At 55.1% G+C, this 13,309-nt stretch carries 14 protein-coding genes and 1 riboswitch; of the genes, 13 read left to right on the top strand and 1 reads right to left on the bottom strand.

Annotated features, from left to right (window positions below; genetic code table 11):
* Positions 1 to 53: 53 nt before the first annotated feature.
* The 4 genes from SK3146_RS05810 to sigF all read left to right on the top strand — a co-directional run bounded on the left by SK3146_RS05810 (position 54) and on the right by sigF (position 2,959).
* Positions 54 to 1,241, top strand: a complete 1,188-nt coding sequence (locus SK3146_RS05810) for a D-alanyl-D-alanine carboxypeptidase family protein (protein WP_249864189.1) — start codon at positions 54 to 56, stop codon at positions 1,239 to 1,241.
* A 154-nt stretch (positions 1,242 to 1,395) separates the two neighbouring features.
* Positions 1,396 to 1,749, top strand: a complete 354-nt coding sequence (gene spoIIAA, locus SK3146_RS05805; RefSeq protein ID WP_249864188.1) for an anti-sigma F factor antagonist — start codon at positions 1,396 to 1,398, stop codon at positions 1,747 to 1,749.
* A complete protein-coding gene (spoIIAB, locus tag SK3146_RS05800; protein ID WP_249864187.1) occupies positions 1,746 to 2,192 on the top strand; it encodes an anti-sigma F factor in 447 nt (148 codons plus the stop codon). Before spoIIAA ends, spoIIAB begins: the two co-directional genes overlap by 4 nt.
* Positions 2,193 to 2,203: 11 nt before the next feature.
* Positions 2,204 to 2,959 carry an RNA polymerase sporulation sigma factor SigF gene (gene sigF / locus SK3146_RS05795; RefSeq protein WP_249864186.1) on the top strand — a complete coding sequence of 252 codons (756 nt, stop codon included), beginning with the start codon at positions 2,204 to 2,206 and terminating at the stop codon, positions 2,957 to 2,959.
* Positions 2,960 to 3,074: 115 nt separating this feature from the next.
* On the opposite strand, the gene SK3146_RS05790 is transcribed toward sigF, so the two are convergent.
* Positions 3,075 to 3,284 carry a DUF378 domain-containing protein gene (locus SK3146_RS05790; protein WP_249864185.1) on the bottom strand — a complete coding sequence of 70 codons (210 nt, stop codon included), beginning with the start codon at positions 3,282 to 3,284 and terminating at the stop codon, positions 3,075 to 3,077.
* Positions 3,285 to 3,446: 162 nt separating this feature from the next.
* Here SK3146_RS05790 and SK3146_RS05785 point away from each other — a divergent pair, with 162 nt between their 5' ends.
* The 9 genes from SK3146_RS05785 (at position 3,447) to SK3146_RS05745 (ending at position 13,270) form a co-directional block, all read left to right on the top strand.
* Complete coding sequence (locus SK3146_RS05785; RefSeq protein WP_249864184.1) at positions 3,447 to 4,079, top strand: stage V sporulation protein AA; 633 nt, start codon at positions 3,447 to 3,449, stop codon at positions 4,077 to 4,079.
* Positions 4,076 to 4,501, top strand: coding sequence for a stage V sporulation protein AB (locus SK3146_RS05780; protein WP_249864183.1), 426 nt, complete (start codon positions 4,076 to 4,078; stop codon positions 4,499 to 4,501). The genes SK3146_RS05785 and SK3146_RS05780 overlap by 4 nt, the downstream gene beginning before the upstream one ends.
* A gap of 58 nt (positions 4,502 to 4,559) precedes the next feature.
* On the top strand, positions 4,560 to 6,299 hold the full coding sequence (locus tag SK3146_RS05775) for a spore germination protein (RefSeq protein WP_434006860.1): 1,740 nt from the start codon (positions 4,560 to 4,562) through the stop codon (positions 6,297 to 6,299).
* 143 nt (positions 6,300 to 6,442) lie between these two features.
* On the top strand, positions 6,443 to 7,774 hold the full coding sequence (lysA, locus tag SK3146_RS05770) for a diaminopimelate decarboxylase (protein WP_249864182.1): 1,332 nt from the start codon (positions 6,443 to 6,445) through the stop codon (positions 7,772 to 7,774).
* Between the two features lie 205 nt (positions 7,775 to 7,979).
* Complete coding sequence (locus tag SK3146_RS05765) at positions 7,980 to 8,411, top strand: peptidylprolyl isomerase (protein WP_249864181.1); 432 nt, start codon at positions 7,980 to 7,982, stop codon at positions 8,409 to 8,411.
* Between the two features lie 192 nt (positions 8,412 to 8,603).
* Positions 8,604 to 9,740: a phosphodiester glycosidase family protein gene (locus SK3146_RS05760; protein WP_434006887.1), complete on the top strand. Its 1,137-nt coding sequence runs from the start codon at positions 8,604 to 8,606 to the stop codon at positions 9,738 to 9,740.
* An 83-nt stretch (positions 9,741 to 9,823) separates the two neighbouring features.
* Positions 9,824 to 9,981: riboswitch (FMN riboswitch) on the top strand.
* Positions 9,982 to 10,225: 244 nt separating this feature from the next.
* Positions 10,226 to 11,344 (top strand): bifunctional diaminohydroxyphosphoribosylaminopyrimidine deaminase/5-amino-6-(5-phosphoribosylamino)uracil reductase RibD, encoded by a 1,119-nt coding sequence (gene ribD, locus SK3146_RS05755; RefSeq protein WP_249864180.1) that lies wholly within the window; start codon positions 10,226 to 10,228, stop codon positions 11,342 to 11,344.
* Positions 11,344 to 12,006, top strand: coding sequence for a riboflavin synthase (gene ribE, locus SK3146_RS05750; RefSeq protein ID WP_249864179.1), 663 nt, complete (start codon positions 11,344 to 11,346; stop codon positions 12,004 to 12,006). Before ribD ends, ribE begins: the two co-directional genes overlap by 1 nt.
* A gap of 55 nt (positions 12,007 to 12,061) precedes the next feature.
* Entirely contained in the window at positions 12,062 to 13,270 is a 1,209-nt protein-coding gene (locus SK3146_RS05745; RefSeq protein ID WP_249864178.1) for a bifunctional 3,4-dihydroxy-2-butanone-4-phosphate synthase/GTP cyclohydrolase II, read from the top strand.
* Positions 13,271 to 13,309 lie beyond the last annotated feature (39 nt).

Below are 13,309 nucleotides of genomic sequence, written 5' to 3'. Positions count from 1 at the left end.
ATCGTCAACACTGATAAGCAGTAGTATAACTCATTTTGGAGGGGTAGAAAGGTATGTTCAACAAGGTGCTTAAGCTGTTCGTTTCTATCTCGCTGCTTGCGTCTTTAGCATGGCCGGCGGCGTTTGCTGAGGAGAAGAAGGCCCCGGCCCCAAGTCCTGCGGTTGATCTGGCTCCGAACGCCATGTCGGCCGTTACGGTCGATGCGGATAGCGGGACGGTGATTTTTGAGAAAAATAAAGACGCCAAGCTTCCTCCGGCCAGCATTACGAAAATTATGACGATGCTGCTCATCATGGAGTCGATCGATCAGGGCAAGATCAAAATGGACGATAAAGTGCGTACGAGCGAGTATGCGGCGTCCATGGGAGGCTCGCAAATTTTCCTCGAGCCCGGGGAAGAGATGACGGTTCAGGACATGCTCAAGGGAATTGCCATGGCATCCGGGAACGATGCGTCGGTAGCGATGGCGGAAAAGATAGCCGGCTCCGAACAAGCCTTCGTCCAAATGATGAATGACCGCGCCCAGCAGTTAGGGATGAAGAACACCCATTTTGCCAACTGTAACGGCCTCCCTGCGGACAATCATTATTCCTCCGCCCAAGATATTGCCATCATGTCCCGTGAGCTGCTAAAACATGAGGAAATCACCCAGTTTACGGGCGCGTACCAGGATTATTTGCGCAAAGATACGCCGAAGCCGTTTTGGCTCGTCAATACGAACAAGCTGGTTCGCTTCTACAGCGGAGCGGACGGCCTGAAGACAGGTTATACCGGCGAAGCGAAGTTCTGCTTGTCCGCCACGGCCAAACGCGATAATCTGCGCGTCATCAGCGTCGTCATGGGCGAGCCGGATACGAAAACGCGCAATTCCGAAGTATCCAATTTGTTCGACTACGCTTTCTCGCAATACACGAATGTGCCGATCTTCAACAAAGGAGATTCGCTCGGAAAATTCAAGGTCAGCAAAGGCGTCCAGCCTGAGGTTCCGTTGACCGCTGAGCAGCGCTACAGCATTTTGCTGAAAAAAGGCGAGGCCGGCGAAGGAATCCGCCACGAGGTGCAGCTGAACGATAACTTGAAGGCGCCAATCGCGGCAGGCCAGGATATCGGCAAAATCGTCGTGTACAAAGGCGATCAAATGCTGAGCGAGTTCCCGCTCACCTCTCCGGTCGACGTGCAAAAGGCCGGCTTCTGGCTGCTGATGAAACGGTCGGCCAAGCATTTGTTCTTTATCGATTAACCGGAAGGCTCCGGTTCCATAAGCGCAAGCTCTTGCAGCGCAAAATGTCGCATTTCTTCTTTTTGTAGCGCATTTCTTCTAGTTTTGTCGGGGGGCAGGAAAAGGCAAAACGGATGTAGAAATGAGTGTGCATGAAAGGGAAGGAGTGAGCAGCTTGAGTCTGCATATTGAACTGGAGCATCACCGCAAGGCGTTAATCGTCAGGCTGAGCGGTGAGCTGGACCATCATACCGCGGACATCGTGAAAGCGCGTATGGAGGAAGCCTTGGAGAAAGGCGAAACGAGCCATATTATCCTGAGCTTGAAGCAATTGTCCTTCATGGACAGCTCGGGGCTGGGAGTCATTCTCGGACGCTACAAGCAAATTACGGCCAGGGGCGGCAAGATGGTCGTCTGCGATGTCAACCCGTCCGTATACCGTCTGTTCGAAATGTCAGGTTTGTTTAAAATTTTGTCCATCCAGGATAACGAAAGACAAGCTCTCACCAGTTTGGAGGTCGTATCATGAGTGAACGAAATTTTATGACATTGCAATTTGCCAGCCGTTCCGAGAATGAGTCATTCGCCCGCGTTACTGTCGCCGCATTCTTCTCTCAATTGGACCCGACTCTGGATGAGTTGACGGATTTGAAAACCGTCGTCTCCGAAGCCGTTACCAACGCCATTATCCACGGGTACGACAACCGCCCGGACGGCATCGTAACGATTCACGCCGAAATGGACGACGACACCGTTTATTTGACCATTGAGGATCAAGGAGCCGGAATCGAGGATCTGGAGCAGGCCAAACAGCCTCTGTTCACCTCGAAGCCGGAGCTGGAGCGATCGGGAATGGGCTTTACGATTATGGAAAATTTCATGGATGAGATCGAAGTCAAGACTGCCGTTGGAGCGGGTACCAAAATAACAATGAAAAAGCGAATTGAATCTAAAAAAGCTTTGTTCAATTAGGGGTCTGATCTATGGATGTCGATTTGAAACATGCCTCCCACAGCTATTTGGATGATGCCGAAGTCAAAAGGTTAATTGCTTTAAGTCAATCCGGAGACGCGCTTGCCAGAGAGACGCTGGTGAATTGCAACATCCGTCTGGTTTGGTCCGTAGTGCAGCGCTTTTTGAATCGGGGTTACGAAGCCGAGGATTTGTTCCAAATTGGCTGCATTGGATTGTTGAAATCGGTGGACAAATTCGATTTGTCTTACGACGTCAAGTTCTCTACTTATGCAGTGCCTATGATCATTGGCGAAATACAACGATTTCTGCGGGATGACGGGACGCTGAAGGTCAGCAGATCGCTGAAGGAGCTCGCGAACAAAATTCGCAAGACGAAGGATGAGCTGTCCAAGCGTCACGGCCGGCTGCCTACGATTACGGAAGTGGCCGACGAACTGCAGATTTCCCCTGAGGACGTCGTTTTTGCGCAGGAGGCGAACAAGCCTCTGTCTTCGATCCATGAGACCGTTTTCGAGAACGATGGAGATCCGATTACGCTGATGGATCAGATTGCCGACGACGCCCAGGACAAATGGTTTGAGAAGCTGGCCTTGAACGAAGCGATAGGGAGTTTGTCGGAGAGGGAGCGGTTGATCGTCTATTTGCGCTATTTCCGCGACCAGACGCAGTCCGAGGTGGCAAGCAGGCTCGGCATCTCCCAGGTTCAGGTGTCAAGGCTGGAGAAGAAAATATTGCAATCCATCAAGGACCAAATAGCCCAATAGCGGCTGTTTGGTTTTTTCTCGTGCCTTTTGCGTTGCCGTTAAACAGACCGGTCGCGGCCTTCTTGCCGTTCACCCGGTCTGTTTGCGCTGTCCGGCCAATCGCGGCAGGAGCGCGTTATCTGGCCCGCGATTCGTCCATAAACAAATATTTCAGGCAATACAAGCCGGATAATCCGACGAGCGTGTATACGATTCGGCTGATGCCGGACGAAGTCCGATGAATTTCCCCGCCGAAAATGGCCGTCACCAGATCCCATTGAAACAAACCGACAAGCAGCCAGTTCAGCGCCCCTATAATCACCAATGTCAATGCGACTTTACCCATAAGAAACATCCTTTCTCGGGAAATGGAGTGTTGCTTATAATTTTTCAAAAAAACGGCTCCATTATACACGGCGATAAGTGAATTATTGGCAGGGGCCAAAAGCGACTACGGGAGCGCCGATCTATTCATACTATGGGATAAATGCACAAGGGAGTGAATGGGATGACAACAAACTCCAATCCAACCTTGTATATCCGCTTGCGCAAACGAATCTGCGTACGCCGGGGCGAGCCAATTTACCTTGGCCGGATAGCACAGCTGTTGGTCGATCCCGAATACGAAACGCCGCTAAACCGGCTGCTGCTTCATCAGCCCAAGGAACGCGAGGGTAACAAAATATTAATCGATATGATGCTGATTGCGGAAAAAGTAAGAAGGCTGCAGCCGCACATGCAAATCGAGCTGTTCGGCGAGCCTCACTGTCTTGTGGAAGTATATGAAGCGCGGAAGCCGCCTAATATGATCCAGATTATTGCGGTCTGGCTTCTTTTATTTGTAGGCTCGGGTCTGGCTATTATGAACTTTCATGCCGACGTCAGCATGGCCGAGGTTCACCAGCGCATTTATCAACTGCTTACAGGCCGATGGGTGGAGCATCCGCTGCTGCTGCAAATTCCGTATTCGGTGGGAATCGGCGTCGGGATGATTATTTTTTTCAACCATTTGTTCAAAAAGAAATTCAACGAAGAGCCGAGCCCGCTGGAGGTTGAAATGTTCCTGTATCAGGAAAATGTCAACACTTACGTGATCACCGAAGAATACGCCAAAATTCACGAAACGGAGGAAAGGCCATGAGCGGATGGTGGTCGGTGCCGCTGCAGCTATTTGTCGGATTGGCCGGAGGAATCGCCGTCGGCAGCGGGATGGTCGCTTTCCTCGTCGTGCTGGACGTGATTCCGCGTCTGGCCCAAATATCGCGCTCGTACCATATGATCCGGTGGTATGAAGGCTCGGTCATTGTCGGCTCGCTGTTTTTTACGCTGTCCGATTTTTTCAATTGGTCTTATTCCTTCTTTCCGCTGGCTGCGGCTTTATTCGGCTTGCTGGCCGGCTGTTTCGTGGGAATGCTGGCAGGAGCGCTTACCGAGGTCGTCAACGTGCTGCCTATATTGGCCAAGCGAATAGGGATGGGATCTTACATGATCTGGCTGCTTATGGCGATGATTTTCGGGAAAGTGCTCGGTTCTCTGCTGGATTGGCTTAATTTTCTCGGCTGACGGCGGCTGATCAGCAAGCTGCGGATTTATTTACCAGAAGAAGGGAGTTGTCTTGCTTATGAAAAAAATGCCTATCAAACCGAAGCCGTTGTCCGGTCATGAAGACCGGCCCGCGGAGGAGCCGAAGCTTGAAATCGATCGCGAAGGCAATATTCTCCCCTCTGCCTACGACTGGCGTCCGCCCGAATTTAAAGAAGAGGATGAGGAAGAGAAGCGGGAAGGCCGCGAGCCGGAACGGGACGATTCGGAACGCTCGGCGAAGCGCAAGGGCCCAGACGATGAGAAGGATCGCATCGCTGCGGATTTCAAGGACCTGAAGAAAGAGCTGGAAAAACAGGTCGGCCTGAATCAAAGCTTCGACGTCGTCTTCCGCGAAATGGTGTTCGGCGGGCATAAGACAGGCATTTTCTATTATAACGGCTTCGCTAAAGATACCGTTCTGACGATGATTTTGGACCGGATGTCCGCAGCCGAAATCGGGAACCGGACGCTGGACGGAGATTTGAGCGAATCGCCGGTGGCCCATACGGTTCAAAGCGGCGAAGGTCAGGACGCGGTCCAATTTTTCATGGATGCGATCATCCCGCACATTCAGGTTAAGGAGACCGATAAGCTCAGCGAAGTGATCGATAACGTGTCGATGGGAGCCTCCGGCTTCTTCTTCGAAGGCTCGACGACGGCGATTGTAGTGGACGCCAAGTCCTTCCCGGTCCGCTCGACGGAGGAACCCGATCTGGAGCGCGTGGTCCGGGGCGCCAGAGACGGCTTCGTCGAGACGCTGCTGACGAACGTGACGCTCGTCCGCCGCCGGATTCGCGACCCCAAGCTGAAGCTGGAAATGCTGCGGGCCGGACGCCGCACGCATACCGATATTTGCATGGCTTATATCGACGACATTTGCGATGCCGAGCTCGTGGAGGCGATCCGCGACAAAATCCAGCAGGTCGATGTGGACGGCTTGCCATTGGCGGAGAAGCAGCTGGAAGAGGCTATCATCGGGAAAAGCTGGAACCCGTATCCGATGGTCCGGTATTCGGAGCGGCCGGACATCGTATCCGTCCATTTGCTCGAAGGGCATGTCGCCGTCTTCGTCGATACGTCGCCGAGCGTTATTATTTTGCCAACGACGTTCTTCCATCACGTACAGCATGCCGAGGAATACCGGCAGACGCCGACCGTCGGCACGTATCTTCGCTGGGTGCGGTTTATCGGGATCGCCGCCTCGATCTTCCTCCTGCCGCTATGGTTTCTGCTCGTGACTTCGCCGGAGCTGAAGCCGGCCGGGCTTGAATTCATCGGGCCGCAGAAAAACGGACGGCTGCCGCTCTTGGCCCAGTTTCTGATCGCCGAGCTTGGGATCGATCTGATGCGGATGGCCGCAGTCCATACCCCGACCCCGCTGGCTACCGCGATGGGCTTGGTGGCGGCCATTCTGGTCGGCGATGTCGCCGTCAAGAGCGGTTTGTTCGTCAATGAGGTCATTCTGTATTTGGCGATCGCCGCAGTAGGGACGTTCGCAACCCCGAGCTATGAGCTTAGTCTCGCCAATCGGCTGACCAGGCTCGTCCTGCTCGTCGCCGCCGCCGTCTTCAAGGTGCCCGGAGTCGTCATCGGCTTCACGGTCTGGCTGCTGTACCTGGCAAGCCGCAGATCGTATAACGCGCCATATATGTGGCCGTTCATTCCGTTCAACTTCAAGGCGCTGAACGAAATATTGGTCCGCCGTCCGTTCCTGACCGCGAAAACGCGGATGAGTCTGACCCGCACGCAGGACAGCACCCGCCAGCCGAAGGTATGATCGGCAAGCGGGAGAAGGGGAAGTGTGTTGTACCGGAGAAGCGGCCGACAGTTTGGGCGGCCGCTCCGGTTTTTCTCATTGTCAGCCGGCCGCCGATTATGGTACCTTAGAGTTAATGTTCAGGGGAAGAGGGAAAACGGATAATGTACTTACATGGAACCAGTAAAATCAACGACAAAGGGCATTTGCAAATCGGCGGCTGCGACACCATCGACTTGGTCGAGCGTTTCGGCACCCCGCTCTATGTGATGGATGAAGCGTTAATCCGTCAGCGCTGCCGCGAATACGTGGAGGCGTTCCGCGCATCGGGCTTGAAATTTCAGGTGGCCTATGCCAGCAAGGCGTTTTGCGTCATGGCGATGTGCCGCATCGCCGAAGAGGAGGGAATGTCCCTTGACGTCGTCTCCGACGGAGAGCTGTATACGGCGCTGCAGGCCGGATTTCCGGCCGAACGCATCCATTTTCACGGCAACAACAAATCGCCTCAGGAGATCGAGATGGCGATCGACGCGCAAATCGGCTGCTTTGTCGTAGACAATATGGTAGAGCTGCATATGCTGAACGCGATTGCCGGAGAGAAGCGGCAGAAGGTGAACATTTTGTTCCGTCTCACTCCGGGCGTAGAAGCGCATACGCACGAATATATTTCGACAGGCCAGATCGATTCCAAATTCGGTCTCGATCTGGATAACGGTTCCGCTTACCGCGCGGTGCAGGAAGCGATCGCGCTTCCTTACATCGAGCTGCTCGGCGTGCATTCCCATATCGGCTCGCAAATCTTCGAAGTCGAAGGCTTTCAATTGGCGGTGGATAAAGTGATCGCTTTCGCCGCCAAAGTCCGCGATGAGCTGGATGTGCTGTTCTCGGTCGTCAACCTTGGCGGAGGCTTCGGCATCCGTTACGTGGATGGCGATACGCCGCTGCCGGTAGCGAAGTACGTGGAGGCTATTACAAGCTCCGTCAAAGAAAATTTCGGGAAGTACGGCTATCCCGTTCCGGAAATTTGGGTGGAGCCGGGCCGCAGTATCGTAGGCGATTCCGGTACGACGCTGTATACGGTCGGAACCTACAAGGACATTCCCGGCGTTCGCAAATATGTCGCCGTCGACGGAGGAATGGCCGACAACCCGCGGCCGGCTTTGTACGAAGCTCGCTACGAGGCGATGCTGGCCAACCGCGCGGGCGAGGCCGAGGATGAGCTCGTCTCGATCGCCGGCAAATGCTGCGAAAGCGGCGATATGCTGATTTGGGACATTCAGCTTCCGAAGGTGAACAGCGGCGATATTTTGGCCGTATCGTGCACCGGAGCCTACAATTACGCGATGGCGAGCAACTACAACCGGATTCGCCGTCCGGCGGTCGTTTTCGTCAAGGACGGCGAAGCGGACATCGTCGTCAAGCGGGAGTCCTACGACAATATCGTCGGCAACGACGTCGTTCCGTCGCGCATGAAGCAGGTGTCCAAAACCGTCTAACCGCGGCGCCTATCCGCCGTATTCTAGAGCAGCCGGTCCTTGCGCTAACAGCAAGGGACCGGCTGTTTTGTTTTGTTGTAAACAAACGATTTGTGAACGGTGCCCCGTTTATAGTACAATAAGAAGCATTGAACATATAAAAGTCCGGGAAAAGGCGGCCGCCGGCCGCACATTACCGGGCCTCTAAAAGGAGTGTACATACATTATGGCAAAACAAGCACATATTAAGCTCGCCGCTGGCGGCGAAGTCGTTATCGATCTGTTTGAAAAGGACGCGCCGAATACGGTAGCGAACTTCGAGAAGCTGGCTAACGAAGGCTTCTACGACGGGCTGGTGTTTCACCGCGTTATTCCCGGCTTCGTAGCTCAAGGCGGCTGCCCGCAAGGAACAGGCACAGGCGGTCCCGGATACCAAATCAACTGCGAAATCAACCCGAACAAGCACGAGCGCGGCTCCCTCGCGATGGCGCATGCAGGCCGCAATACCGGGGGCAGCCAGTTCTATATTTGCTATCAGCCGCAGCCGCATTTGGACGGACAGCATACTGTGTTCGGCAAAGTCGTCTCCGGCATGGAGCTCGTAGACGAGTTCAAAGGCAGAGACCGTATGGAATCGGTCAAAGTCGTCGAAGTATAAGTAAAAGGCGCATTCTGCGCATCTTTTTAAGCTGTACAAGCCAGGCCGAGACCCTTGTCTTCAAGGGATGACTCGGCCTTTTTCTTGTGAAAACGCTATGATTCATTTCATTACCAGTTCATTTTCATGTTTTTTTCATGGTATTGTTTTAATATCTATTAGGCAGCCAGATTACTAGAATGAAAGTAGGTTATTTCCTTGCAAAGCAACCAAGGATTATCGGTTCAAACAAGCGTCGGCAAGAGGAAACGCAAGGCCGTTCGCAGGCGGAAGAGACGCGGTTTCCTGTACGCGCTGATCGTGCTGCTTGGGGTAGGGCTCGGAGGCGTCGGATGGTTCTATTTGACGGCTTCGGGCTCGACCTTGCGCTATATGGCTGCGGATACGCTGATTACGACGCAGCATCGGCAGTGGGCCAAATATTTGATCGGGCAGGCGGAACTGGACCGGCGCGTGGCCGATTACGAGAAGCGCTTCGATGAGATGGCCCAGGTGAAGGATCAGCACAATATCGATTTGGCTGCGCAGGCGAGCAAGCAAGTGGAAGTGGAGCAGGTCGAAGGGAAAAGTTTTAAAGGCCAAATATTGTATGTGCACGATCCGAAGATGATTCGCGTCGTCACGACGAGCATCGTCGGGCAGGGCGAGCAAATTCTTAGCATGGTGCAGCGGACGGGAGCTATCGCCGGGGTGAACGGCGGCGCCTTCGACGATCCGAACTGGGACGGCAACGGCTTTAAGCCCGCAGGCATCGTCATGTCGGGAGGCAAGCTGCTGTACAGCGACGCTGGGATGAACGATCCGGTCAATGTCGTCGGCATCGACCGCAACGGGCTGATGGTGGCGGGCCGGTACAAGCCGTCCGAGCTGCTCGATATGGGCGTGCGGGACGCCGTAACGTTTCAGCCCAAATTTATCGTGAACGGCAAAGGCCTGATCAAGAACGAGGCCGACGGCTGGGGGATCGCTCCGCGCACATGCATGGCGCAGAAGCAGGACGGCACGATCATGTTCGTCGTCATCGACGGCAGACAGCCGGGATATTCGATCGGGGCCACGCTCTATGACGTGCAGAAGCTGCTGCTGGAGCGCGGGGCGGTGACGGCCGCCAATCTGGACGGAGGCTCCTCTTCGGTGCTGGTGAAGGACAATAAGGTCGTGAACAAGCCTTCAAGCAGCTACGGAATGCGCTATTTGCCCACGGCGTTTCTTGTATTCGCCGATCCCGGAAAGGTCAACGTCAAGAACATTTGGGACGGCATCGACATGGATCATTTTAATTCGTCGTACAAACCTTTTGCCGACGGCAGCGGTTCAAGCAAACCATAAACATGTTGCAATTTTGCGGTGTTGATGATATTATTTCTCACAACGTCGGTGATTCGGCCGGCGGTATCGTTTAGTTGAATAAAGGTTTCCTTCGGGGCGGGGTGAGATTCCCCACCGGCGGTGATGCGAGGCGCGCTTTGCGCCTGTCGCTCAGTCCGTGACCCGAGCCGCGGTATCCGCGGCCGGCTGACTCGGTGCAACTCCGAGACCGACAGTATAGTCTGGATGGGAGAAGGAAAAATGCGAACGGCGTTGTATTGCAGCGGATGTTCTTGAAACAGAACGGACTTTTTTTCAAAACAGGCAGTTTGCACTGTTTAGTTTTGCGTTGTCCGTTATTGGTTGCAAGGCTGCCGCAGCTTGACGCTACGGTTCTGTGTTTTTGCGTATGCCTGTCAAAAAGTCAAAGCCCCTTTTCCTGATTGGAGAAGCGGGCTTTATTTGAGTACGATTCGAAATGCGATCGAAGGAAAGGGGCGGTTCCGGTGGAGCTGTTAAACGACGAATATTACATGAAGCTGGCCCTGCAGCTGGCCGAAGGGGCTGCAGGCCAAACCGGAATCAATCCTGCCGTAGGCTGCGTCCTCGTGAAGAACGGGCGCATTGTCGGCATGGGAGCCCATTTGAAGCGCGGCACGCCGCATGCGGAAATTCACGCGCTGCAGATGGCCGGACCCGAAGCGGAAGGGAGCACCGCCTACGTCACCCTGGAGCCGTGCAGCCATTACGGCAAAACGCCTCCGTGCAGCGACCGGCTGATCAAGGAAAAGGTGAAGCGCGTGGTCGTCGGCTGCACCGATCCGAATCCGGTCGTCGCCGGGACGGGGATCGAGCGATTACGGCAGCACGGGCTCGAAGTCACAACGGGCGTGCTTCAGGAGGAAGCGTGCCGTTTGAACGAAGCGTTCAACAAGTATATCCGGACGCAGCAGCCGTTCGTCACCTTGAAGACGGCAAGCACGCTGGACGGCAAGATCGCTTCGCGTTCGGGGGATAGCAAATGGATTACGAACGCCGAATCGAGAGCGTATGTACATACGCTGCGGCATCGCCATCAAGCCATTATGGTCGGCATCGGAACCGTGCTCAGCGACGATCCGCTGCTGACGACCCGCTTGGATGTGCCGGCTTTGAATCCGACCCGGCTTATCGTCGATTCCGGCTTAAGGCTGCCGCTGGGCGCGAAGGTGGTCCGGGACCGGTCGGCGCAGACGATTGTACTGACGACGGAGCGGGCCGATGAGACGAAGCGGCGCCAGCTTGAGCAGGCCGGGGTTCTGGTATGGGCGGCGGGAGCCGGCCCCCGAGTCGACCTGAAGCGGGCGATGACGCTTGTCGGCGAGCACGAGATTTCCTCCGTGCTGCTGGAGGGCGGAGGCCGGTTAAACGGATCGATGCTGGAGCAAGGGCTCATCGATAAGCTGCTGCTGTTCTTTGCTCCGAAGATCATCGGAGGAAAGGACGCATCGGGGAATTTCGAGTTCGAAGGGTTCGAACGGATGCAGGATGCCGTCCGGCTGGAGCGGATGACGGTGCGGCAATTCGGAGAGGATGTCTGCATAGCCGGGTATCCTAATTACGAAAAGCGAGGGGGAGCCAGCTAATGTTCACAGGCATCATCGAAGAGATCGGCGCGATGCGCAGAATCTCGAAGCAGGGGCAGGCGATGATCTTGACCATCGGGGCCCGGACGATTCTGGAGGACGTTCGTCTCGGCGACAGCATCGCCGTGAACGGCGTCTGCCTGACGGTCGTTCAGTACGACGAGGCTTCGATTACCGTCGATGTCATGCCGGAGACGTTCCGGCGTACGACCTTGCGCAAGCTGCATGCAGGGGACCCGGTCAATTTGGAGCGGGCTATGCTGGCGGGCGGACGCTTCGGAGGGCATATCGTTCAGGGGCATGTCGATTCGACGGGAACGATTGCGGGAAGGACGCCGGAGGAGAATGCAGTCGTATTTCAAATCGAGCCCGAAGATAAGGGCATATTGAAGTATATGATTCCCCACGGCTCCATCACGGTCGACGGCATCAGCCTGACGCTGGTGGATGTGACCGAACGGAGCTTTACCGTATCGATCATACCGCATACGCTGGCGCAAACCGTGCTGCAGAACAAAAAGCCCGGGGACGAAGTGAATCTTGAAGCGGACGTATTGGGCAAATATATGGAGAAGCTTTTGCTCGGCAGGTCCAAACAGGAGCCGGCGCGCAGGCAGGGCGGGCTTACGGAAGCTTTTCTGACGGAGAACGGATTCATGTAACGGCTGCATCTGAGCGAATTTAACGAACCGATACGAACGAAAGGCGGGAAGGACCATGGATACTTCGTTTCAATTTCATACGATCGAGGAAGCCGTCGAAGATTTGAAGCAGGGCAAAATTGTGATCGTCGTCGACGACGAGGACCGCGAGAACGAAGGCGATTTTATCGCGGTGGCGGAGAGAGCGACGCCGGAGGTGATCAACTTCATGATCAAGGAAGGCCGCGGACTCGTATGCGCGCCGATTACCCAGGAGCGCGCGCAGGAGCTGGAGCTGCCGCCGATGGTGACGCGCAACACCGACTACCACGGAACGGCGTTCACGGTGTCGGTAGACCATGCGGAGACGACGACGGGTATCTCCGCTTCCGAGCGCTCGCACACGGTCCAAGCGCTGATCGATCCGACGACCAAGGCGCAGAGCTTCCGCCGTCCGGGGCATATTTTTCCGCTGATCGCCAAGCAGGGCGGCGTGCTCAGAAGAGCCGGCCACACGGAAGCGGCGGTGGATCTGGCGCGACTGTGCGGCTCGTATCCCGCGGCCGTCATCTGCGAGATCATCAAGGAAGACGGCGAAATGGCGCGGGTGCCGGAGCTGATGGAATTCAGCCGCAAGCACGATATGAAGATCGTTACGATTCAAGATTTGATCCAGTATCGCAATCATAAGGAAAACCTGATCAAGCGCGAAGTCGAGGCCAAGCTGCCGACCGATTACGGCGAGTTTACCGCCATCGCTTATACGAATGTGCTCGATCAGAAGGAGCATGTCGCGCTGGTCAAGGGAACGATCGACGGCAGTGTGCCGACGCTCGTGCGGGTGCATTCGGAATGCTTGACCGGCGATGTGTTTCATTCGCACCGCTGCGACTGCGGGCCGCAGCTGAATGCCGCGCTGAAGCAGATCGACGAAGCGGGCTCAGGCGTATTGCTGTATATGCGTCAGGAAGGCCGCGGCATCGGGCTGATCAATAAGCTGAAAGCGTATGTGCTGCAGGAGCAGGGGCTGGATACGGTCGACGCCAACCTGAAGCTCGGTTTTGCCCCGGATTTGCGGGATTACGGCATCGGCGCGCAAATTCTTAAGGATCTCGGCATCACGGAAATCCGGCTTTTGACCAACAACCCGCGCAAGATTAAAGGGCTCGAAGGCTACGGTCTGAAAGTGGTCGAGCGGGTTCCGATCCAGATGGAAGAGAACGAATCGAATTCGAATTACTTGCACACCAAGCAGGAGAAGCTCGGTCACATGCTCCGTTTTTAACGACGATCGGCTGCACTCAGCGTAAAAAATAACATGATA

The sequence above is a fragment of the Paenibacillus konkukensis genome (assembly GCF_023523925.1).
Classification (GTDB): Bacteria; Bacillota; Bacilli; order Paenibacillales; family NBRC-103111; genus Paenibacillus_S; species Paenibacillus_S doosanensis.
The sequence above is the reverse complement of the archived record's forward strand: the minus strand, read 5'-3'. Positions and strand labels throughout refer to the sequence as shown.